This window comes from Streptomyces sp. NPDC002884, from assembly GCF_040295245.1.
Taxonomy (GTDB): Bacteria; Actinomycetota; Actinomycetes; order Streptomycetales; family Streptomycetaceae; genus Streptomyces.
In genome coordinates this window covers 85121-106426 of the sequence record NZ_JBEOVB010000019.1, presented here as the reverse complement: position 1 = coordinate 106426, position 21306 = coordinate 85121, and the positions used below count along the sequence as shown (strand labels likewise).

General features: G+C 69.7%; 17 protein-coding genes and 1 pseudogene. 4 read left to right on the top strand and 14 right to left on the bottom strand.

What is annotated here, in order from left to right; genetic code table 11:
* Nucleotides 1-112: 112 nt before the first annotated feature.
* The 5 genes from ABT070_RS30565 to ABT070_RS30545 all read right to left on the bottom strand — a co-directional run bounded on the left by ABT070_RS30565 (nucleotide 113) and on the right by ABT070_RS30545 (nucleotide 8299).
* A complete protein-coding gene (locus ABT070_RS30565) occupies nucleotides 113-2551 on the bottom strand; it encodes a GcvT family protein (RefSeq protein WP_351765233.1) in 2439 nt (812 codons plus the stop codon).
* A 207-nt stretch (nucleotides 2552-2758) separates the two neighbouring features.
* The gene (locus tag ABT070_RS30560; protein ID WP_351765232.1) at nucleotides 2759-3736 is read right to left on the bottom strand and encodes an ABC transporter substrate-binding protein; all 978 of its coding nucleotides are present in this window, start codon (nucleotides 3734-3736) and stop codon (nucleotides 2759-2761) included.
* Nucleotides 3737-3747: 11 nt separating this feature from the next.
* Nucleotides 3748-5721: an ABC transporter permease gene (locus tag ABT070_RS30555; protein ID WP_351765231.1), complete on the bottom strand. Its 1974-nt coding sequence runs from the start codon at nucleotides 5719-5721 to the stop codon at nucleotides 3748-3750.
* Nucleotides 5721-6809 (bottom strand): quaternary amine ABC transporter ATP-binding protein, encoded by a 1089-nt coding sequence (locus ABT070_RS30550; RefSeq protein ID WP_351765230.1) that lies wholly within the window; start codon nucleotides 6807-6809, stop codon nucleotides 5721-5723. Before ABT070_RS30550 ends, ABT070_RS30555 begins: the two co-directional genes overlap by 1 nt.
* A 20-nt stretch (nucleotides 6810-6829) precedes the next feature.
* A complete protein-coding gene (locus ABT070_RS30545) occupies nucleotides 6830-8299 on the bottom strand; it encodes an aldehyde dehydrogenase family protein (protein ID WP_351765229.1) in 1470 nt (489 codons plus the stop codon).
* A 219-nt stretch (nucleotides 8300-8518) separates the two neighbouring features.
* On the opposite strand from ABT070_RS30545, the gene purU reads away from it, so the two are divergent.
* Nucleotides 8519-9400 carry a formyltetrahydrofolate deformylase gene (gene purU / locus ABT070_RS30540; protein ID WP_351765227.1) on the top strand — a complete coding sequence of 294 codons (882 nt, stop codon included), beginning with the start codon at nucleotides 8519-8521 and terminating at the stop codon, nucleotides 9398-9400.
* 154 nt (nucleotides 9401-9554) lie between these two features.
* Here purU and ABT070_RS30535 read toward each other — a convergent pair whose 3' ends face one another.
* A complete protein-coding gene (locus tag ABT070_RS30535; protein ID WP_351765225.1) occupies nucleotides 9555-10391 on the bottom strand; it encodes a methylenetetrahydrofolate reductase in 837 nt (278 codons plus the stop codon).
* A 3-nt stretch (nucleotides 10392-10394) separates the two neighbouring features.
* Nucleotides 10395-12065 carry a choline dehydrogenase gene (betA, locus tag ABT070_RS30530; RefSeq protein ID WP_351765223.1) on the bottom strand — a complete coding sequence of 557 codons (1671 nt, stop codon included), beginning with the start codon at nucleotides 12063-12065 and terminating at the stop codon, nucleotides 10395-10397.
* Between the two features lie 202 nt (nucleotides 12066-12267).
* Here betA and ABT070_RS30525 point away from each other — a divergent pair, with 202 nt between their 5' ends.
* Complete coding sequence (locus ABT070_RS30525; protein WP_351765299.1) at nucleotides 12268-13014, top strand: IclR family transcriptional regulator; 747 nt, start codon at nucleotides 12268-12270, stop codon at nucleotides 13012-13014.
* 9 nt (nucleotides 13015-13023) lie between these two features.
* Here ABT070_RS30525 and ABT070_RS30520 read toward each other — a convergent pair whose 3' ends face one another.
* From ABT070_RS30520 to ABT070_RS30500, 5 genes are all read right to left on the bottom strand, one after another.
* Complete coding sequence (locus ABT070_RS30520) at nucleotides 13024-14154, bottom strand: aromatic ring-hydroxylating oxygenase subunit alpha (RefSeq protein ID WP_351765221.1); 1131 nt, start codon at nucleotides 14152-14154, stop codon at nucleotides 13024-13026.
* 130 nt (nucleotides 14155-14284) lie between these two features.
* Nucleotides 14285-15448 (bottom strand): NAD(P)/FAD-dependent oxidoreductase, encoded by a 1164-nt coding sequence (locus ABT070_RS30515; RefSeq protein ID WP_351765220.1) that lies wholly within the window; start codon nucleotides 15446-15448, stop codon nucleotides 14285-14287.
* Nucleotides 15445-15807: a bifunctional 3-phenylpropionate/cinnamic acid dioxygenase ferredoxin subunit gene (locus ABT070_RS30510; protein ID WP_171395036.1), complete on the bottom strand. Its 363-nt coding sequence runs from the start codon at nucleotides 15805-15807 to the stop codon at nucleotides 15445-15447. Before ABT070_RS30510 ends, ABT070_RS30515 begins: the two co-directional genes overlap by 4 nt.
* Nucleotides 15808-16056: 249 nt before the next feature.
* Nucleotides 16057-16689 (bottom strand): MBL fold metallo-hydrolase, encoded by a 633-nt coding sequence (locus ABT070_RS30505; protein WP_351765218.1) that lies wholly within the window; start codon nucleotides 16687-16689, stop codon nucleotides 16057-16059.
* A complete protein-coding gene (locus ABT070_RS30500; protein WP_351765216.1) occupies nucleotides 16689-17777 on the bottom strand; it encodes an S-(hydroxymethyl)mycothiol dehydrogenase in 1089 nt (362 codons plus the stop codon). The genes ABT070_RS30505 and ABT070_RS30500 overlap by 1 nt, the downstream gene beginning before the upstream one ends.
* Before the next feature lie 511 nt (nucleotides 17778-18288).
* Between ABT070_RS30500 and ABT070_RS30495 the strand changes: the two genes are divergently transcribed.
* The gene (locus ABT070_RS30495) at nucleotides 18289-19818 is read left to right on the top strand and encodes an MFS transporter (RefSeq protein WP_351765215.1); all 1530 of its coding nucleotides are present in this window, start codon (nucleotides 18289-18291) and stop codon (nucleotides 19816-19818) included.
* Nucleotides 19819-19995: 177 nt separating this feature from the next.
* The gene (locus tag ABT070_RS30490) at nucleotides 19996-20430 is read left to right on the top strand and encodes a BlaI/MecI/CopY family transcriptional regulator (RefSeq protein WP_351765213.1); all 435 of its coding nucleotides are present in this window, start codon (nucleotides 19996-19998) and stop codon (nucleotides 20428-20430) included.
* A 38-nt stretch (nucleotides 20431-20468) separates the two neighbouring features.
* Here ABT070_RS30490 and ABT070_RS30485 read toward each other — a convergent pair.
* Both ABT070_RS30485 and ABT070_RS30480 read right to left on the bottom strand, forming a co-directional pair.
* A pseudogene (locus tag ABT070_RS30485) lies at nucleotides 20469-20558 on the bottom strand (SgcJ/EcaC family oxidoreductase); the annotation flags it as partial.
* 93 nt (nucleotides 20559-20651) lie between these two features.
* Nucleotides 20652-21281: a ScbR family autoregulator-binding transcription factor gene (locus tag ABT070_RS30480; protein WP_351765212.1), complete on the bottom strand. Its 630-nt coding sequence runs from the start codon at nucleotides 21279-21281 to the stop codon at nucleotides 20652-20654.
* Nucleotides 21282-21306: the final 25 nt, after the last annotated feature.

The window sequence follows — 21306 nt, the reverse complement described above, 5'->3', positions numbered from 1 at the left end:
GTCCTCCTTCCTGCGGGCCTGAGCTGCGACGCCCCCGGGGGGCGCGGGGAACTGCGCGGCCGGCCACGACGCGCCCGCAGATGAACGACGGCTCATCGCGGCGCCCCTTCGCTCAGCCACGGAGGCGGGACATCGTCGGGTCGAACAGCGGCTCCTCGGCCACGACCGCCTCGACGCGCCGGTCGAAGTAGCCGATGTGGACCGCTGTCCCGGGGACGGCGAGTTCCGCGGGGAGCCAGGCGTAGGCGATGCCCTTGCCGATCGTGTAGCCGTAGGCGGCGCTGGTGACGTAGCCGACCGCGCGGTCGCCGTCGTAGACCGGCTCCTTGCCCAGGACGACCGACCGCGGGTCGTCGATGGTGAGGCAGGTCAGCTTGCGCCGGACGCCCTCCTTGCGGCGCTCCAGGGCGGCCTTGCCGAGGAAGTCGCCCTTGTCGAGCTTGACGGCGAAGCCGACGCCTGCCTCGTAGGGGTCGTGCTCGAAGGTCATGTCGGTGCCGAAGGAGCGGTAACCCTTCTCCAGGCGGAGGCTGTTGAAGGCGCCGCGGCCGGCGATGACGCCACCGAGCGGCTTCGCCGCCCGCCACAGGGTGTCCCACAGCTTCAGGCCCTGGTCGGCGGTGGTGTAGAGCTCCCAGCCGAGCTCACCCACGTACGACAGCCGCATCGCGGTGACCGGCACCGAACCGATGTAGGCGCGCTTGGCGCGGAAGTACTTCAGGCCGTCGTTCGAGAAGTCCTCGTCCGTCAGCGGCTGGAGGACCTTGCGGGCCAGGGGACCCCACAGGCCGATACAGCAGGTGCCGGGGGTGAGGTCGCGCACCTGGACGGTGCCGTCGGCGGGGAGTCGGCGGGTGAACCAGTCGAGGTCCAGGTTGCCGTTGGCGCCGACCTGGAAGAGGTCGGGGGCCAGACGGGCGACGGTGACATCGCTGCGGATGCCGCCGTCGTGGTCCAGGAGCAGGGTGTACGTCACCGAGCCGACGGACTTGGCGACCTTGCCGGTGGTCAGCCCCTCCAGGAAGTCCGCGGCACCCCGGCCACTGACCTCGAGCCGCTTGAGGGCGGTCATGTCGTACATCGCGACGGTCTCGCGGGTGGCCTGTGCCTCGGCGCCGACGATGGGCGACCAGTACCGCGCGGCCCAGTCGTCGGGGGTGGGGATGGTACGGCCCTCGGTCAGCCCCGCGTTGGCCTCGTACCACTGGGGGCGCTCCCAGCCGTTCGCCTCCAGGAAGAACGCGCCGTGCTCCCGCTGACGGGCGTGGAAGGGGCTGGTGCGGATCGGGCGGGGGTCACCGGACGGCTGGAGGGGGTGGAGGATGTCGTAGACCTCGACGAAGTTGCGGCAGTCGCGGGCCAGGACGTACTCCGGGGACAGCTGGTGCGGTTCGAAGCGGTTGACGTCGCACTCGTGCAGGTCGAAGGACGAGCAGAAGCCGTCGACGAGCCATTCGGCCATGGCGCGCCCGACGCCCGCGGAGTGGGTGACCCAGACCGCCTCGGCCACCCAGAAGCCCTTGAGGTCCGGGGACTCGCCCAGCAGCGGGAAGTTGTCGGTGGTGAAGGAGAACAGGCCGTTGATGCCCTCCTCGACCTTGGCCTCCCGGGTCACGGGGAGCAGGGACCTGGTCTCGGTCCAGGCGTCGGCGAAGTCGTCCTCGGTGAACTTCAGGACGGACGGCATGCCGTCGGCCGCGTCGGCGGAGAGGATGTCGTCGGCCGAGACGGGCATCGGGCGGTGGCCGTAGTAGCCGATGCCGATGCCGTCGAAGCGGTCGCGGTAGTAGAGGTCGGCGTCCTGGTGGCGCAGGATCGGCCGTACCGCCTCCTCCGTCTGGCCCGCGAGCGCCGGGACCGGTCCGGTCCAGGCGAGCTGGTGGGCGAGAGGGGTCAGCGGGAGGTTCATGCCGGCCATGCGGGCGATCCTCGGGCCCCAGATGCCGGCGCAGCACACCACGATGTCGGCCGCGAGCTCTCCCTGGTCGGTGAGGACTCCGGTCACCCGGCCCTCGTTCTGCCGGACGTCGAGCACCTCGTGGCGGGCCAGGAAGGTGACGCCGCGCTCAGTGGCCCGGCGGATCTGGGCCTCGACCGCGAGGACGGCCTTGGCTATGCCGTCCGTCGGGATGAGGAGGCCGCCGAGGACCCTGTCCGGGTTGACCAGCGGGTGCCGCTCGACGCACTCGTCGGCGCTCAGCAGGCGCGCCTCGATGCCCCAGGCGGTGATCCAGCCGTGGCGGCGGTGCAGTTCGGTGAGGCGCTCGGGGGTGGTGGCCACTTCGAGGCCGCCGACCTGGAGGAAGCAGGGCTTGCCGTCGACGTCGAGGGAGCAGAACTTCTCGACGGTGTAGCGGGCCAGTTCGGTCATGGTCTTGGAGGAGTTCGTCTGGAAGACCAGGCCCGGGGCGTGCGACGTGGAGCCCCCGGTCGCGGGGAGCGGGCCCTGGTCGACCACGGTCACTTCGGTCCAGCCGCGCGCGGAGATCTCGTCGGCGAGTGCCGCTCCCACGACACCCGCTCCGATGATCACCACTCGGGGTCCCGCCATCGCCGCACCTCCGGATCGAAAACCAGTCGAGTTGCTTGCTGCGCAACATGGTTCAGGTTGCGCAACTCAATGTGCCTGGCGCGGACAGGGGGTGTCAAGAGGTCCGGTGACGTCGGGAAACCGCCCGAAACGCGGCAATGCCCGGCGGGCGGCGCACACAGGTGCACACCGCCCGCCGGGCATCTCGGACCGTCTGGTCGACGCGGGTTACTTGATCCAGGCGTCGACCTTCGCGCGGTTGGCCTCCACCCACTTCTTGGCCGCCGCGTCGGGCGACAGCTTGTCCACCGCGATGTACTTGGCCACGGTGTTCTGGTCGTCGTTCGTCCAGTTGAACTTCTTCACCAGGTCGTAGGCCGGGCTGCCGGACTTGGCGAACTTCGCGCTGACGATCTTGTCGAGGTCGTACACGGGATAGTCGCAGGCGATCTTCGCCGCGTCGGCGTCGCATCCCGTCGTGTACGCGGGCAGATCAACCTTCACCAACGGCACCTCGGACAGGAACCACTGCGGCTCGTAGAAGTAGCCGATCACCCATTCCTTGTTCTTCTCGGCCTTGCGGAAGGACTGGATGAGCGCGGTCTCGCTGCCCGCGTACACCACCTTGAAGTCCAGCTTGAGGTTCTTCACCAGCGCCTCGTCGTTGGTGACGTACGACGGGTCCCCGTCCAGCAGCTGGCCCTTGCCGCCGGACTCGGAGGTCTTGAAGTTCGCCGCGTACTTGTCGAGGTTCTTCCAGTCGGTGATGTCCGGGTGCGCCTTGGCCAGCCACGGCGGCACGTACCAGCCGATGATGCCCTTGTTGCCGGTCGAGCCGGCCGCCATGGCGGTCTTCTGGTCGGTGATGTACTTCTTCTTCAGATCGTCGTGGCCCCAGTTCTCCAGGACGGCGTCGACCTCGCCCGTCCCGAAGCCCTGCCAGGCGATCTCCTCCTTCAGGTCCTTCTTGTTGACCGTACAGCCGAGGTCGTGCTGCGCGACGTAGGCGACGACCGCCGCGTCCGCCTCGTAGCCCACCCACGGGTTGACGGCGAGATTGAAGGTGCCGCACTTGCCCGAGCTGCCCGAATCCGCGGAGTCGTCACCGACCTTCGCGCCGCCGCAGGCGGTGAGGGTCAGCCCGATGACAGTCACGACGGCTATGCCGGCCACGCCGGTTCTCCACTGTCGTACTTGTGTTGCCATGCTGGTGCTCCTTAAGCGCTCGCGCGTCGCGCCGCTGCCTGGGTGATCCGGTCGAACATGACTCCGAGAAGGACGATGGCGAGTCCCGCCGCGAGCCCCTTCCCGTACAGCTGCCCCTGCGAGAAGCCGGCCACGACGTCGTAGCCGAGGGCGCCCGCTCCTACCAGGCCGCCCACAACAACCATCGACAGCACGTAGATCAGGCCCTGGTTGGTCGCGAGCGTCAGGGCACTGCGTGACATCGGCAGTTGAACCTTGGTGATGATCTGCCAGGTGTTGCACCCGGCGGACGTGGCCGCCTCGACGGTGGTCTCGGGCACGGCCCGTACCCCGTCAGCGATGATCTTGATGGCGACCGGCGCCGCGTAGACGATCGCGGCGACGATGGCCGTGAAGCGGGTCGCGCCGAACAGCGCCAGGAACGGCACCAGATAGACGAACGGCGGCATGACCTGCGCCGCGTCCAGGGAAGGCCGCAGCAGCCGGTCCACGAGCGGGCTGCGCCCCATCCACACCCCGAGGACGATGCCGAGCAGCATGACCAGCACCGTCGCCACGAGAGTCGACGCCAGCGTCGTCATGGCGTCCGACCACAGGCCGGTGCCGACCAGCAGGCCCAGGCAGACGGCCGTGGTGACCCCGGCCCGCCAGCCGCCGAGCACGGCGCCCAGCGCGATCAGCACCGCCCCGACGAGCCACCACGGGGAGTCGGTGAGCAGCGACTGGAACGGGTTGAGCAGGCCGTTGGTGATGCCGTCACGGAAGGCGTTGGTCAGGCCCGACAGGTTGTCCTGCGCCCAGCCGGTCGCGGAGTCCGCCGCGCTCGCGATGGAACTGCCGGTGCCGCCGTCGCCGGGGAACTCCGCCGCCCACAGATAGGTGTGCGACAGATAGACGAGGACCGCCGCGACCACCGCGCCCGCGACCAGCAGCGGCCTGCGCCACTCCAGGAAGCGGTTCTTCGACCCCCGGGCCGTCTCCGCGCGGGCACTGGCCGCGGTGGTGACCCGGTCGAGGACGATCGCCATGACGACGATGGCGAGCCCCGCGTTGAAGGCCGTTCCCACGTCGAGCGACTGGAGCGCCTGGACGACGGTCTTGCCGAGGCCGGGCGCGTCGATCAGGGCCGCGATGGTCACCATGGCCAGGGCCGCCATGATCGACTGGTTGACGCCCATCACCACGGTCCGCTTGGACATCGGCAGCAGGACCTTCAGCAAGGCCTGCCGCCGTGTCGCGCCCAGCGATTCGGCGGCCTCGACGGTGGTCTCCGGCACGGAACGGATGGCGTGCGCGGTGATCCGGATCGCGGGCGGTGCCGCGTAGATCACGGTGGCGATCGTGGCGGAGGCCCCGCCGATCAGGAAGAACAGGGTCAGCGGGGCGAGGTAGACGAAGGTCGGCATCGTCTGCATGAAGTCCAGGAAGGGCGTCACGATCCGGTTGACCCGGTCGGACAGCCCCGCCCACACGCCCAGCGGGATCGCGAACAGCAGCGCCACGAAGACCGCGGAGAGGGTGAGCGACAGGGTGTCCATGCTCTCCTGCCACAGACCCTGCAGGCCCAGGAAGGTGAAGCCCGCCACGGCCAGCAGGGCGACCCGCCAGTTGCCCACGGCCCAGGAGACGTAGCCCACGATGCCGACGACGCCGAGCCATCCGATCTGCGGCAGGGGACGGCCGGCGGAGGGCTGTGAGATCAGGTGCTGGATGAAGGTCACCAGGTTGTCGATGACCAGGCGGATCTCGTTGAAGAAGTAGAGGAACAGCGGGTTGGAGTTGCGGTCCGCGCCGATCGAGTCGTTGACGTCGTTGAACCACCGGTGCAGGTCGGTGAGGTCCGCCGCCGCCAGGGTCAGGGTCTGCTTCCCGCGCAGGACGACGAAGAGGAGCAGCCAGGCCACCAGGATCGCGGCCACCACCGTGCGCCGGCGGACCTTGCGCACACCGGCCAGGGGCGCCGACTTCTCCAGGGCTACGGCCATCACGCCCCGCCCTCGTGCCCGGCGACCACCGCGAGGATCTCCTCGTCACCGACGATGCCGAGCAGCTTGCCGTCCTCCACGACCTTGACCGGCCTGTCCGCCGCCAGCACCGCCCGGGTGGCCTCCTTCACCACGACGTCCGGGCCCAGCTCGGGACCGTCCAGGGCATCGCCGGGCTCCGCCGGACGCATGATCCACCGCAGGGTGAGCACATCGCCGCGCGGCACGTCCTTGACGAACTCGCGTACGTAGTCGTCGGCCGGGGCGCCCACCAGCTCGTCGCCGGTGCCGCACTGGACCATCTTGCCGTCGCGCATGATCAGGATGCGGTCGCCCAGCTTGAGCGCCTCGGAGAGGTCGTGGGTGATGAACACCATGGTCTTGCCGACCTCGTGGTGCAGCCGGATGACCTCGTTCTGCATGTCACGGCGGATCATCGGGTCGAGCGCCGAGAAGGGCTCGTCGAAGAAGAGCACGTCCGGGTTGCCGGCCAACGCCCGGGCGAGGCCGACGCGTTGCTGCATACCGCCGGAGAGCTGGTCGGGGTAGGAGTTCTCGTAGCCGGAGAGGCCGACCAGTTCGACGACCTCCAGGGCCCGCTTGCTGCGTTCGGCCCGGCTCATGCCGCGGATCTCCAGGCCGAAGGCCACGTTGTCGACGACCCGGCGGTGCGGCAGCAGCCCGAAGTGCTGGAAGACCATGGAGAACTTGTGGCGCCGCAGGTCACGCAGGCGGGAGGCATCCGCTTCGCGGATGTCCTCGCCCTCGAAGACGAGCTCACCGGCGGTGGGTTCGATCAGCCGGGTCAGACATCGCACCAGGGTGGACTTGCCCGAACCGGACAGGCCCATCACGACGAACACCTCGCCCTTGCGGACGTCGAAGTTCACGTCGCGCACGGCGGCGGTGCAGCCGGTACGGTCCATGAGTTCGCGGCGGGTGAGGCCGCACAGCTCCTCCGAGTCCGGTACCTGGTCGGCCTTCGGCCCGAACACCTTCCACAGCCGGCGCACGGATATGACCGGAGTACCGTCCGAATCCTGGGGCGCGCCGGGCCGCTGCGGCACCTCGGTCTGTGTTGGGGTCATGATCGACCTCTCTTCGGCATTCAGCCGCGGAACCAGTGTTGCGGCCTGGGTTGGATGTTCTGCCAGATGTGTTTGGGCTCTCGGTACTCGTTCAGGCCGGTCGGTCCCAGCTCCCGGCCCACGCCCGAATGCCCGAAGCCACCCCATTCCGCCTGCGGCACGTAGGGGTGGTAGTCGTTGATCCACACCGTGCCGTGGCGCAGCCGCCGGGCCACCCGCTGGGCCTTGCCGGCGTCCTGCGTCCACACGGCCCCGGCGAGTCCGTACTCGGTGTCGTTGGCGATCCGCACGGCGTCGTCCTCGTCGGTGAAGCGCTCGACGGTGAGCACGGGTCCGAAGGACTCCTCGTGCACGACGCGCATGTCCTGCCGGCACTCGTCGAGGACGGTCGGCGGGTAGTAGAAGCCGTCGGCGAGGGCCGGGTCGTCGGGCCGTGCACCGCCGCAGCGCAGCACCGCGCCCTCGGCGACGCCCGCCGCGACGTACGCCTCGACCTTCTCCCGGTGCTGGGCGGAGATCAGCGCGCCGGTCTCGGCCTCGGGGTCGAAGGGCCCGCCGAGGCGGATCCGCCGGGCGCGGCGGACGATCTCGTCGACGAGCCGGTCGTGCAGCGAGTCCTCCACGACCAGCCGGGCGCCGGCCGAGCAGACCTGCCCGGAATGCAGAAAGACGGCCGTGAGAGCGAAGTCCACGGCCGTCTCGAAGTCGGCGTCGGCGAAGATCACGTTGGGGTTCTTGCCGCCGAGTTCCAGCGCCACCTTCTTCACGGTCGCCGCGGCGGTGGCCATGATCCGTTTGCCGGTCTCCAGGCCGCCGGTGAAGGAGACCATGTCGACGGCCGGGTCCTCGGAGAGCGGGGCGCCGACCTCGGGCCCGGCGCCCAGCACGAGGTTGGCGGCGCCGGCCGGGAGTCCGGCCTCCGCCAGCGCCCTCATCAGCAGGATCGAGGTGGAGGGGGTGAGCTCACTGGGCTTCAGGACGATCGTGTTGCCGGCCAGGAGGGCCGGGGCGACCTTCCAACTCGCCTGCAGCAGAGGGTAGTTCCACGGGGTGATCAGCCCGCACACGCCGATCGGCTCGTAGACGACGCGGCTGACGGCGTCGTCGCGGCCGGTGTCGATCACCCGGCCGGCGTCGGTGCCGCCGATCCCGCCGTAGTAGCGGAAGCAGGAGACGACGTCGGCGATGTCGTACTCGCTCTCCACCAGCCGTTTGCCGGTGTCCAGCGACTCCGCGCGGGCGAACTCCTTGGCATCGCGCTCGACGAGGTCGGCGGTGCGCAGCAGCAGCGCGCCGCGCTCCCGCTCGGCGGTGCGCGGCCAGGGTCCCTCGTCGAAGGCGCGGCGGGCGGCGGCGATCGCCGCCTCGGTGTCGGGACGCGTCCCCTCCGAGACGGTCGCGGTGAGCGAGCCGTCAGCGGGACAGCGGATCTCCCGGGACCCACCGGCCGACGGGTCCCGCCATTCCCCAGCCACATACAGGTCTGCCACGCGCCAATGCCCTTCAGCCGAAATGCGTTGCGCATCATGCATTCAATTGCTTGTGGTGGAACACCTTGACGAACGCCACAGACCTGCGTCAAGGGGTTGGCGGATGACGATTTCGCCATGCGGGTACTTGTGCGGCCGCCCTTGACCGAAAGCGGCGCCGAGTCGACCATGTTGCGTATCGCTCACCATGTTGTGCAATACGCACCGACGGAGGTCGCTGTGTCCCCTAAGTACCCTCGACCGCAGCCCGACCGTGAGTACGTCCTCACCCTCTCGTGTCCCGACAGCGCCGGACTGGTCCACGCGGTGAGCGGCTTCCTCGTCAGGAACTCGGGCAACATCCTGGAAAGCCAGCAGTTCGACGACCGGCTCCAGGGCCGTTTCTTCATGAGGGTTCACTTCGACGTCTCCGATCCCGACGCGAATGTGAAAACACTGCGTTACCGCTTCGGTCCCGTCGCCGAGGCGTACCGCATCACCTGGACCCTCAGCGAGGCGTCGACACCGACCCGGACGCTGATCATGGTGTCCAGGTTCGGCCACTGCCTCAACGATCTGCTGTTCCGCCGAAGCACCGGCGCCCTCAACATCGAGATCCCGGCGATCGTCTCCAACCACCGGGACTTCGAGGCCCTGGCGCAGACGTACGGCATCCCCTTCCACCACATCCCCGTCACCAGGGACACCAAGGCCGAGGCGGAGGCGCGCCTGCTGGAGCTGGTGAGGGAGCTGGACGTCGACCTGGTGGTGCTGGCCCGCTACATGCAGATCCTCTCCGACGACCTCTGCAAGCAGCTCGAGGGTCACGCCATCAACATCCACCACTCCTTCCTCCCCAGCTTCAAGGGCGCTCGACCCTACGACCAGGCCTACGACCGTGGCGTGAAGCTCGTCGGCGCGACGGCGCACTACGTGACCCCCGACCTGGACGAGGGGCAGATCATCGAGCAGGACGTGGTCAGGGTGGACCACTCGCTCGACCCCGGGGACCTGGTCACGGTCGGCCGGGACGTGGAGGCGCAGGTGCTCGCGCACGCGGTGAAGTGGCACAGCGAGAGCCGCGTCATGGTGTACGGCAACCGCACGGTCGTCTTCCGCTGAGCGATACGGCACGAGGGGGCGGGCCGGGTTCCGGCCCGCCCCCTCGTTTCCGTACACGGATTCCGTGGCCGCACGTCGCCGTACGCCGTACGCGATCTCCGTATACGAACTCCGTATACGAACTCCGCGTGCGAACTCCGTATGCGAGAGGTGTTCAGCCGTCGAGCCGTTCCCGCACGGCGCGACGCCACCGTTCCGTCTCCGCGATCTGGTTGAAGGTGAACAGGTGCAGCCCGGCCACCCCCGCCGACGGCGCGGTGAGCGCCTTCTCGGTACGCGCCAGCAGCCTGTCGGGTGAGTACCCGCCGGGCGTCGCGAACCGCACGAACCACGAGGCGTGCCTGGTCAGGAAGCGGGTCGACTCCCCCACGCCGATCTTCGTCGCCATGGACAACAGCTTCGCCCGTTGCACCGGCCCCGCGACGCCCAGGTGGACGGGCAGGGTGATGTCCCGGCGCCGGATCCGGACGACCCAGTCCCCCAGCACCCGCGGGTCGAAGCAGAGGTTGCTCACGATGTACGTGGCGTGCTCGCGCTTGTCCCACATGGCCTGAACGGTGATGTCGTCATGGATGAGCGGATGGCTCTCGGGATAGCCGGCGATGCCGACCCGCGCGAAGGGCCTGCCCAGCTCACCGAGCGCGCGCAGCACCGGCAGCGCCCCGTCGTAGGCCCCGGCCGGCGGGTCGGCGTCGCCCGCCGGGACGAAGACGTCGTCCACGCCCGCCTCGCGCAGCCGCTCGGCGACCTCCTTCAGGTGCACCCGGTCCCGCAGCAGCCGCGCGGGCACGTGCGGGACGACGCGGTAACCGTGCGCCGCGAGCCGGGTGGCGAGGTCGAGCGTCGGTTCCAGGCCCTTGACCGGCGACGCCGTCACGGTGACGACGACCTCGCGCGGGACATGGGCGAGGACCTTGTCCTCGGTCGCCTTCGCGGGCAGCACCTCGTAGCGGACGCTGTCCAGCAGCGCCCTCAGCCCTGAGCCGGCCAACGTCTACCCGGCCTGCTGCCGGTCGTCACGGTGGCGGTAGTAGACGGCCTTCGACGGCGCCTGCGGCTCCTTGCCGAGGATCAGGTCGGCGGCCTTCTCGGCGATCATCATCACCGGGGCGTAGATGTTGCCGTTGGTGACGTACGGCATCACCGAGGCGTCCACCACGCGCAGCCCCTCCATGCCGTGCACCCGCATGCTGGCCGGGTCGACGACGGACATCTCGTCGGTGCCCATCTTGCAGGTGCAGGACGGGTGCAGGGCGGTCTCGCCCTCCTTCGCGACCCAGGCGAGGATCTCCTCGTCCGACGCCACCTTCGGGCCGGGCGAGACCTCCCCGTCGTTGTAGGGGGCGAGCGCGGGCTGCGCGAGGAGCTTGCGGGCCACCCGGATCGCCTCGACCCACTCGCGGCGGTCCTGCTCGGTGGAGAGGTAGTTGAAGCGCAGTGCCGGGTGCTCGCGCGGGTCCTTGCTCTTGATCTTCACCGAGCCGATGGCGTCGGAGTACATGGGGCCCACGTGCACCTGGTAGCCGTGGCCGCCGGCCGGCGAGGAGCCGTCGTAGCGGACCGCGATCGGCAGGAAGTGGAACATCAGGTTGGGGTAGTCCACGTCCTCGTTGCTGCGGGCGAAGCCGCCGGCCTCGAAGTGGTTGGTCGCGGCGGGCCCCTTGCGGAAGAGCCACTGGAGCCCGATGAAGGGAGCACGCCACTTCGCCATGTACGGCTGCATGGAGACCGGTTGTCTGCAGGCGTACTGGACGTAGACCTCCAGGTGGTCCTGCAGGTTCTCGCCGACGCCCGGAAGGTCGTGGACGACGTCGACACCGAGGGCGCTCAGCTCGCGCGCGTTGCCGACGCCGGAGAGCTGCAGCAGCTGCGGGGAGTTGATGGCGCCGCCGCACAGGATGACTTCCGCGGCGCGGACCTGCTGGGGTGCGCCCTTGCCGCGCCGGTACTCGACGCCGACGGCCCGCTTGCCCTCGAAGAGCACCCGCGTGACGAGGGCGCGGGTCCTGACCGTGAGGTTGGGCCGCTTCCTGACCGGCTTGAGGTACGCCTTCGAGGCCGACAGCCGACGTCCGCGGTGGACGTTGCGGTCGAACTTGGCGAAGCCCTCCTGGCGGAACCCGTTGACGTCGTCGGTGGGTGCGTAGCCCGCTTCCCGGGTGGCCTCGAGGAAGGCGCCGAAGAGCGGGTTGGTCGCGGGACCGCGTTCGAGGACGAGGGGGCCGTCGTGGCCGCGGAACTCGTCGTCCGGGTCGGCGGCGAGGCAGTTCTCCATGCGCCGGAAGTACGGCAGACAGTGCGCGTAGTCCCAGCTCTCCATCCCGGGGTCGGCCGCCCAGCGTTCGTAGTCCATCGGGTTTCCGCGCTGGAAGATCATGCCGTTGATGCTGCTGGAACCGCCCAGCACCTTGCCCCGCGCGTGGTAGACGCGCCGGCCACCCATGTGGGGCTCGGGCTCGGACTCGTACTTCCAGTCGTAGAACCGGCTGCCGATCGGGTAGGTCAACGCCGCGGGCATGTGGATGAAGACGTCCCACGGGTAGTCGGGACGGCCGGCCTCCAGCACCAGCACCCGGTTCGCCGGGTCCGCGGAGAGTCTGTTCGCCAGTGCGCTGCCGGCCGATCCGCCGCCGACGATGACGAAGTCGTATTGCAGGGGAGCCATGGTGCCTCGTCTCGCTCGCGCCGTAGATACGCGAGGCATGCTAATAGAGGTAGCGTCATGCGCACCAGGTTGCGAACGACGCAACTTGCAAGGTCTTTGTTTCGGCTTCGTTGCTTGCAGTCGTGTTGTTTACTGCGCGTATAGTTGTGTCGTGAGCAACCACAGCCAAGACACCGAAACGACAAGTTCGCAGGCCGGCGGAGTGCAGTCGGTCGACCGCGCCATCAGCGTCCTCGAGATTCTCGCGCAACGCGGCGAGGCGGGCGTCAGTGAGGTGGCCGCCGAGATCGATGTTCACAAGTCCACCGCGTTTCGTCTGCTCGGCGCCCTGGAGACGCGCGGCCTGGTGGAGCAGGCGGGCGAGCGCGGCAAATACCGTCTCGGCTTCGGCATCGTACGCCTGGCCGGCGCGGTCACCGGGCGTATCGACATCACCCAGCAGGGCCGCCCGGTCTGCGAGCGTCTCGCCGAGGAGATCGGCGAGACGGTCAACATCGCCGTCATGCAGGAGCACTACGCGATCAACCTCTACGAGGTACGCGGCCCCGGCGCGGTCACCGCGCACAACTGGGTCGGCGAGCTGACCCCGTTGCACGCCACGTCCAGCGGCAAGATCCTGCTGGCCCACCTCCCCGCCAAGGAGCGCGCCACGCTGCTGGCCGAGGCCGGGCTGAAGAAGGTCACCCCGCACACCATCACGGCCAAGACCAAGATCGAGAAGAACCTCGCCGAGGCCCGGGAGCGTGGCTACGCCTGGACCCTGGAGGAGCTGGAGGTCGGCCTGCACGCCATGGCCGCACCGGTCCGCAACCGTGACGGAGAGGTCATCGCGGCGCTGAGCGCCTCGGGGCCCGCGTACCGCTTCACCGAGGAGCGCCTGCACGAGCTCTCCCCGGTGCTGCTCAAGGGCGCCCAGGAGATCAGTCACCGGATGGGCTACCTGGGCTGACCCGCCCGGTTACTGCGGCCCGCCGCCCAGGCGCTCGTTCACCCAGTCGTGGAAGGCGCCGATGTGGTGCTCGCTGGGCACCAGCACCCCGCCCTTGGCGTACATGCGGGAGCTCATCCCCGGCTGCGTGCGCTCACACGCGTCGAAGTCCTGCCGGTTGACCCGGTCGAAGAGTTCCACGGACCGGCTGACGTCCTTGCCGCTCTCGACGACGTGCGGGAGGTAGAGCCAGTCGCACTCGACGATCGTGCGGTCGACGGCCACCGGGTACATCCGGTGGAAGATCACATGGTCGGGGACGAGGTTGACGAAGACCTGCGGTCTGACGGTGATCGCGTAGTAGCGGCGGTCCTGGTCCTCCGCCACCCCGGGGATGCGGTCCAGCCCCTCGGAGCCGTCGACGGTGAACCCCTGGACCTCCTCGCCGAACTCGGCGCCGTGGCCGACGTAGTACTGCGCGGCGTATCCGTCGGCGAACTCGGGGAGCACCTCGGTGAGTTCCGGATGGATCGTGGCGCAGTGGTAGCACTCCATGAAGTTCTCGATGATGAGCTTCCAGTTCGCCTTCACGTCGTAGACGATGCGCCTGCCGACCGAGAGGTTGTCGATGTCGTAGCGCTCGATCGACTCCACATCGCCGAGGCGGGCGACGACGTCGCCGATGACGGCCTCCTCGAAGGACGGCGGGTCCTCCGCGAGGCACACCCAGACGTAGCCGAGCCATTCACGGACCGCCACGGGGACCAGGCCGTACTCGGTGCGCCCGACATCGGGCATCTTGGTGAGGTTGGGCGCCGCGACGAGCTTGCCGTTCAGGTCGTACGTCCAGGCGTGGTACGGGCATTGGAAGGCCCGCTTGACCTCACCGGTCTCCTCGGTGCAGAGCTTGGCTCCGCGATGCCGGCACACATTGAAGTAGGCGCGCACGGCGTTGTCCCGCGCGCGGGTGACGAGGATGCTCTCGCGGCCCACGTCGACGGTGCGGAACGCGCCGGGCCTGGCCAGCTCCGAGGCGCGCGCGACGCAGAACCACATGGTCTCGAATATGCGCTCCTGCTCCTGGGCGAAGACCGCCGGATCCGTGTAGGAGGAGCCGGGGAGGGTGGCGATCAGGCTGTCCGGCAGACTGGTCGAGGTCACAGGGCACTCCTCGGGAAACGTCGTGGAGGGGACATTCACGCGCCGGGAAGAGCGACTCCGGACGGCGTTGTGCATGAAGCAACGCTGCGTGCCATATGCAACCGCAGCATGGAATGCCACAGGGGCGGTGTCAAGACGTCGCGGCGGCGAGCTGCTTGCGCCAGCGCATGAACAGCCGCGGCTGGTTCATGCCGAGCACCGCGACCGGATCTCCGGCGCGCCGGTAGACGGCCAGCACGTTGCGGTCGTCCACGGCGCCTTCCTCGACGGTCACGCTGTCGGCGCCGGCCGCATGGCCGGCGAACTGGATCCTGACGCCGTACTGGTCGGACCAGAAGTACGGCGGCCGGGGCACACCCGGCTTCACCGCGCCCCCCGCCAGCAGCGTGGCGACGGCGGCGTCCGGGCGCTCTCGCGCGCCGGTCCAGTGCTCGACGCGGCGGTGGGCGCCGGCCCGGGGGTCGTACCAGTTGGCGCAGTCGCCGACCGCGACCACCCCGGCCAGGCCGGTGCGGCCGTCGGCGCCGCACTTGACGCCGTTGTCGAGCTCGACGCCGGATCCCTCCAGCCACTCCACGCACGGGCGGGCGCCCACACCGACGACGACGATGTCGGCCGGTACGCTACGGCCGTCCTCGAGCAGCACGGCGTCCACACACCGCTCTCCGCTCAGCCCCTTGACACCCACTCCGCACAGCAGCCGTACACCGTGGTCCGCGTGCAGGCCGGAGACGATGCCGCCCATGGTCGCGCCGAGCGGCCCGGCCAGTGGCGTCGGGGCCACCTCGACGACCGTCACGTCGAGCCCCAGGGCGTAGGCGGTGGAGGCCACCTCGGCGCCGATGAACCCGCCGCCGATCACGACCAGCCGTCCGCCCCGGGCCAGTTCGTCGCGCAGGGCGCGGGCGTCGTCCAGGGTGCGCAGGACGTGCACGCCGGCCAGGCCGTCGGCGCCGGGGAGCCTGCGCGCGGCCGCGCCGGTCGCGATCACGAGGCCGTCGACGCGGACCTCGCGCCCGTCGGCGAGCCGCACGGCACGGTCGGAGCGGTCGAGACCGGTGGCCCGGGCGCCGAGCAGCCACTCCGCGCCCAGGTCCTCGTCGTGCGCCTCCAGCGCGAGATCCGCCTCGCCGAGGGTGCCGGCCAGGAACTCCTTGGACAGCGGCGGCCGGTCGTACGGGCGATGGAGCTCGTCGCCGATGACGACGAGTCGTCCGTCGTAGCCCTGCTTCCGCAGCGATCGCGCCGCCGACAGTCCGGCGAGCGAGGCGCCCACCACGGCCACGGTCCTCACGCGGAACCCCCGGCGAGCCGGGACGCGACACAGGGCGGCAGGTTGGGGGCGTCCGTCGACACCCGGACATGGATCATGCCGTCCTCGACGACGACCTCGTGCGTGCGCACCGGGAGCTTGGCCGGCGGGGCGTCGACGGCGCCGGTGCGCAGGTCGAACTTCGAGGCATGCAGCGGGCATTCCACCTCGCAGCCCTCCAGCCAGCCGTCGGCGAGCGAGGCGTCCTGGTGGGTGCAGGTGTCGTCGATGGCGAAGAGCTCGCCGTCGTCGGTATGGAACACCGAGACCGGCGGATCGATGTCGAGCCGGAAGGCCTCACCTCGCGGGAGATCCGCGAGACGGCACGCGGGAATCTTCATGACACCTCGGTGCGTATAGCGAAACGGATTGCGGTAAGCGCAACATCAGTCTGAAGTCGGCCCGAATCCTTGTCAAGGCATTCACGGGCCGTACAACTCGGCACACGGAGTTGCAGCTGACGCAATGCAATGCGCCATAGGCAACATGACGAGCGGGTGTCCCCTTCTTCCGAGGACATGAAGGCGGCCCGCCTCCTCGCCCCGTGACGGGCGAGGAAACGGGCGCGTCGCCCTCTGCCTGCCGGCCGGTCAGAAGCCCCGGTCGATCCACTCCTGAAGGTGCGGCGCCTCGGCGGCGACGGTGGTCGTCTCCCCGTGCCCGGTGTACACGACGGTGTCCGGGGGCAGCGTGAGCAGCCGGTCGCGGATCGAGCCGACGATCGTGGGGAAGTCGCTGTACGACCGTCCCGTCGCCCCCGGCCCGCCGGCGAAGAGCGTGTCGCCGCCGAAGAGCGCCGTCAGGGCCGGCGCGTACAGGCAGACGGCCCCGGGGGCGTGGCCGGGGGTGTGCAGCACGGTCAGGGAGACGCCGGCCACCTCGAGGACCCGCCCTTCGGTCAGTTCGCCGTCGGGCGCCCGGTCGGGGTGGGTCTGCTTCCACAGCGGCAGGTCGTCGGGGTGCAGCAGGATCGGGGCCCCGGTGCGCGCGGCGAGGGCGGGCGCGGCGTCGATGTGGTCGTTGTGGGCGTGGGTGCACACGACGGCCCGCAGGGTGCGTCCGCCGACGGCTTCGGCGACGGCCTCGGCGTCGTGCGCGGCATCGACGACGATCACCTCTTCGTCGTCCCCGACGATCCACACGTTGTTCTCGACGTCCCAGGTGCCGCCGTCCAGCGCGAACGTCCCCGCGGTCACCAGGCGTTCGATGCGGGCACCGGCCATCAGAGGAGCACCACCGAACGCAGGACCTCGCCCCCGTGCATGCGGTCGAAGGCCTTCTCGACCTCGTCCAGGCCGATGGTCTCCGTCACGAAGGCGTCCAGATCCAGTCGCCCCTGCAGATAGAGGTCGATGAGCAAGGGGAAGTCGCGCGAGGGCAGACAGTCCCCGTACCAGGACGACTTCAGCGTGCCGCCGCGTCCGAAGACGTCCAGCAGGGGCAGCTCGAGCTTCATCTCCGGGGTCGGCACGCCGACCAGGACGACCGTGCCGGCGAGGTCGCGGGCGTAGAAGGCCTGCCGGTACGTCTCCGGGCGGCCCACCGCCTCGATGACGACGTCGGCGCCGAAGCCGCCGGTCAGCTCGCGGATCGCCTCGACCGGGTCGGACTCCCTGGAGTTGACGGTGTGGGTCGCGCCCAGCTTCCTTGCGGTGGCCAGCTTCCGGTCGTCGATGTCCACCGCGATGATCTTCGCCGCGCCCGCCAGCCGCGACCCGACGACCGCCGCGTCCCCTACACCGCCGCAGCCGATGACGGCCACGCTGTCACCGCGTCCGACGTTCCCGGTGTTGATGGCGGCGCCGATGCCCGCCATCACCCCGCAGCCGAGCAGTCCCGCGGCGGCCGCCGACGCGGCCCGGTCGACCTTCGTGCACTGTCCGGCCGCCACCAGCGTCTTCTCCGCGAACGCGCCGATACCGAGCGCCGGGGACAGTTCCTGCCCGGTCGAGGCGAGCGTCATCTTCTGCTCGGCGTTGTGGGTGTCGAAGCAGTACCAGGGCCGCCCGCGCCGGCAGGCGCGGCACCGGCCGCACACCGCGCGCCAGTTGAGGATGACGAAGTCGCCGGGCGCGACATCGGTGACGCCCTCCCCCACCGACTCCACGACACCCGCGGCCTCGTGCCCCAGCAGGAAGGGGAAGTCGTCGTTGATGCCGCCCTCGCGGTAGTGCAGATCGGTGTGGCAGACCCCGCAGGCCTCGATCTTCACCAGCGCCTCGCCCGGACCGGGATCCGGCACGATGATCGTTTCCAGGCTGACGGGGGCGCCCTTGCCCCGCGCGACGACAGCACGGACCTGGTGCGTCATGGCCACTCCTCGGCTGGTACGAGACCTCGGCTGATGTTGCTCATTACGACACGCATCTCACGTGCCGCAACAAAGCATCGTCGAGCGCCAGACGGAGGTCAAGGCCTCCACAGCCCGACGACACTCGGGCGAGGAGCAGGCATCCAGGCGCGGGAACCGACCCTCACCCATGGCGGAGATCGCGCCGCGGAAAATCCGAGAAGAACGGGTCCCGAATTGATTTGCAAAACCCGGGAAAGTGTGGGCAATACCGTTTCCGAGAAATCCTCGTTGCCCACAGTGCGCCTGAAAAAGCAAATCCCAACAGCTCATGCTCTCCGGCCTGTTGAGCGGATGTCGACGGATACGTCAAGGGCGACGAAGACCACATCCACCGGACCGATTACCGCGCCTCATCGGAATCGAATGGAGTGCTATGGTCTGGCTCGCCCATTCCCACGGATCAGCGGGGCGTTCTCCCCATCCGGCGCTCTCGGGAATGCATTCACCCACCACTCGATGGAGTTCTCCCATGCCTTCCGACAGCGCGACTGTCACCGCTCCGGCCGACGCGGACACGCGTTCCGGCTCCCCGGGCGGACACCGTCTGGGCCTCGCCCTGATCGTGATCGCCGCCGCCCAGTTGATGCTGATCCTCGACGCCACCATCACCAACATCGCCCTGCCGAGCATCCAGACCGAACTCGACGTGTCCGACGCGAACCTCGCCTGGATCGTCAACTCCTACGCCCTGGCCTTCGGCGGGCTGCTGCTGCTCGGCGGCCGGGCCGGCGACCTCTACGGGCGGCGCCGGCTCTTCCGCACCGGCATCGCCGTGTTCACCCTGGCCTCCCTGCTCGGCGGCCTCGCCCCCGACGAGGGTCTGCTGATCCTCGCCCGCGTACTCCAGGGCGTCGGCGCGGCGCTCGCGGCGCCCAGCGCGCTGGCCCTCATCACCACCACGTTCCCGGCGGGCAGGGAACGGAACAAGGCGATGGGCGTCTACGCGGCCATGGCCGGCATCGGCGCCACCGTCGGTCTGCTGCTCGGCGGGGTGCTGACCGACCTGCTGGACTGGCGCTGGGTGTTCTTCGTCAACCTCCCCATCGGCGTGGCGGTCCTGGCCGGCACGAGGCTGCTCGTCGAGGCCGAGCGCCACCCGGGGCGTCTGGACGTCCCCGGCGCGGTCACCGGAACCGGCGGTCTCATCGCCCTGGTCCACGGCATCACCCGGGGCGGCGAGCACGGCTGGACCGACAGCCTCACCCTCGTGTCCTTCTTCTCCGCCGCCGTACTGCTCGTTGTCTTCCTCTTCGTCCAGCGGCGCACCGAGCACCCGCTGATGCCGCTGCACCTGTTCAGGGACCGTACGCGCTCCGGCAGTTACGCGACGATGCTGTTCATCGGCGCCGGCATGATCGCCTTCTTCTACTTCCTCACCCTCTACATGCAGCTGATCCTCGGCTACAGCGCCGTCAGGACGGGCTTCGCCTACCTGCCCTTCAGTCTCGGCATGGGCATCGCCGCGGCCGCGAGCTCCAAGCTCGTCACGCACGTCGCCCCGCGGATCGTGGCCGCACCGGGTCTGCTGGTCGCCGCCGGCGGCATGTTCTGGTTCGCCGCCCTCACCCCGGACTCGTCCTTCACGACCCACCTGATGCCCGCGATGTTCGTGACCGCGCTCGGTCTCGGCATGAGCTTCGTGCCGATGACCCTCGGGGCGGTCCACGCCGTCGAGCATCACGAGACGGGCATCGCCTCCGCGCTGCTCAACACCGCCCAGCAGATCGGCGGCGCGCTCGGCCTCGCCGTCCTGTCGACCGTCTCCACCAGCGCCGCCGACGACCGGCTCCCCGGGGCGGCCGCCGCCCTCTACCGGGGCCTGGCCACCGGGGACCCGACCCTGATCGGGAAGGCGAGCGAGGCGCTGACCCACGGCTACACGGCGGCCTTCGCCCTCACCGCCGTCATGTTCCTCGCCGCACTGGCCGTCACCGCGGTCGCCATCGACGCGAAGAAGCAGCAGCACGCCGAGGGCGCGCCCGCCGTCCACCTGGGCTGACTCCAGCCCCCGGCACCGGGAGGTAGCCGGTCGGCCCACCCGGCCGTCCGGCCGCCGACCGGGGCCCGACCCGGGAACCCGACCCTCCCCGGGCGACTACAGTCCGACCGACTGACCGACTACAACCGCGTAGACGGTCTCCCGCACTGTGGACGGACGAGAGTCGAGGGCGTTCCGATGCCAGAAGGACACGAAGACCGGTCGGCCGACGGGCGGCCGGACCGTCGGCCCGCGGGCGGGCTGGAGGCGAGTGTCCTGGCCGCGCTCCGGGCCGCCGACGGCCCGCTCACCCCGGTCGCGGTCCGGCTGGCACTCGGAACGGACCTGGCACGCACCACGGTGACGACGATCCTGACGCGTCTGCACGCCAAGGGCACGGTCACCCGTACGCACGCCGGCCGGGGTTACGTCTACGCTCCCGCCCAGGACCCGCCCGGCCTCACGGCCCGCCGTATGCACGCCGAACTGGACAAGGACGCCGACCGCGACACCGTCCTCGCCCGCTTCGTCGCCGACCTCGGTCCGCGGGACAAGGAACTCCTGCGCACCCTGCTCGACGAGGCTCACGAGGGCGGTCCGGATTACGGCGACGGCACGGCGTTCCGAATCTGAGACGAGCGAGTTTCGCGACCGCTCGGGCGCCGGTGGTCCCGTACTTCGGTGTTCTGGCACGCGTGCGGCAGCCATCTCCCGTCCGCCTGTCTCGTCATGACATAAAGCGGAGCGCCTTCGGTGTCGCCCACAACGTATGGAGATCACCGTTCAGTGGATACGGACGTCCTGGACGAGGGAGTCGCGGGAAAGGGAGGCGGCCACGCGCAGGAACGCGTCGGCTATTCGGACAGTTCGTCCAGGGCCTCCCCGATCCCCGACAGGAGCGGGGCGTGGTCCGGTGAGCCCGCCAGCCATGGCAGGAGGAAGGTCCACAGCTGCGTCACCCGGTCCACCGAGAGCCAGTCGCGGTCAGCCGCGCCCAACACCTCGAACCCCGCCGTCGCCGCCACGATCACGGTCGTCGCTGCGTCGACCGAGACGTCCTGAGCGAGCTCCCCCTCGCGCTGTGCCTGGACGATGAGATCGTGCACCCACGCCCGCCACCACTGCAGCATCTGAGCCCCGTTCTTCCGGGACGGATCACCGCTCAGCCGGAATCCGGCCCTGATCACGGGATCGGTGACCACGGCCAGGAGGAGGCTGCACGCCGTGTGCACGAGGGACTGCAACAGCGTGTCCGCACCGCTGCGACATCGTTCCGCCAGCTCCTCCACGGAGTCCGCCGCCGCCCTCTCCACCTCCCCGGCGAGATCGCTCTTGCTCGCGAAATGGAAGTGCAGGGCCCCGGTACTCACACCCGCCCGTTCACTGATGACGGGAAGGGAAGCCCGCGCGTACCCCTCGGCGGCGAACAGCTCGGCAGCCGCTTGGACAAGAGACTGACGAGTGCGCACCGCTCGCGCCTGCATGACCATCAGGTCTCCCTCCCTCAAC

What these genes read in the sequence shown, in the direction of transcription:
- ABT070_RS30565 (WP_351765233.1), bottom strand. Translation starts at nt 2,551, where the DNA reads ATGGCGGGACCCCGAGTGGTGATCATCGGAGCGGGTGTCGTGGGAGCG.
- ABT070_RS30560 (WP_351765232.1), bottom strand. Translation starts at nt 3,736, where the DNA reads ATGGCAACACAAGTACGACAGTGGAGAACCGGCGTGGCCGGCATAGCC.
- ABT070_RS30555 (WP_351765231.1), bottom strand. Translation starts at nt 5,721, where the DNA reads ATGGCCGTAGCCCTGGAGAAGTCGGCGCCCCTGGCCGGTGTGCGCAAG.
- ABT070_RS30550 (WP_351765230.1), bottom strand. Translation starts at nt 6,809, where the DNA reads ATGACCCCAACACAGACCGAGGTGCCGCAGCGGCCCGGCGCGCCCCAG.
- betA (WP_351765223.1), bottom strand. Translation starts at nt 12,065, where the DNA reads ATGGCTCCCCTGCAATACGACTTCGTCATCGTCGGCGGCGGATCGGCC.
- ABT070_RS30510 (WP_171395036.1), bottom strand. Translation starts at nt 15,807, where the DNA reads ATGAAGATTCCCGCGTGCCGTCTCGCGGATCTCCCGCGAGGTGAGGCC.
- ABT070_RS30505 (WP_351765218.1), bottom strand. Translation starts at nt 16,689, where the DNA reads ATGGCCGGTGCCCGCATCGAACGCCTGGTGACCGCGGGGACGTTCGCG.
- ABT070_RS30500 (WP_351765216.1), bottom strand. Translation starts at nt 17,777, where the DNA reads ATGACGCACCAGGTCCGTGCTGTCGTCGCGCGGGGCAAGGGCGCCCCC.
- ABT070_RS30495 (WP_351765215.1), top strand. Translation starts at nt 18,289, where the DNA reads ATGCCTTCCGACAGCGCGACTGTCACCGCTCCGGCCGACGCGGACACG.
- ABT070_RS30490 (WP_351765213.1), top strand. Translation starts at nt 19,996, where the DNA reads ATGCCAGAAGGACACGAAGACCGGTCGGCCGACGGGCGGCCGGACCGT.
- ABT070_RS30480 (WP_351765212.1), bottom strand. Translation starts at nt 21,281, where the DNA reads ATGCAGGCGCGAGCGGTGCGCACTCGTCAGTCTCTTGTCCAAGCGGCT.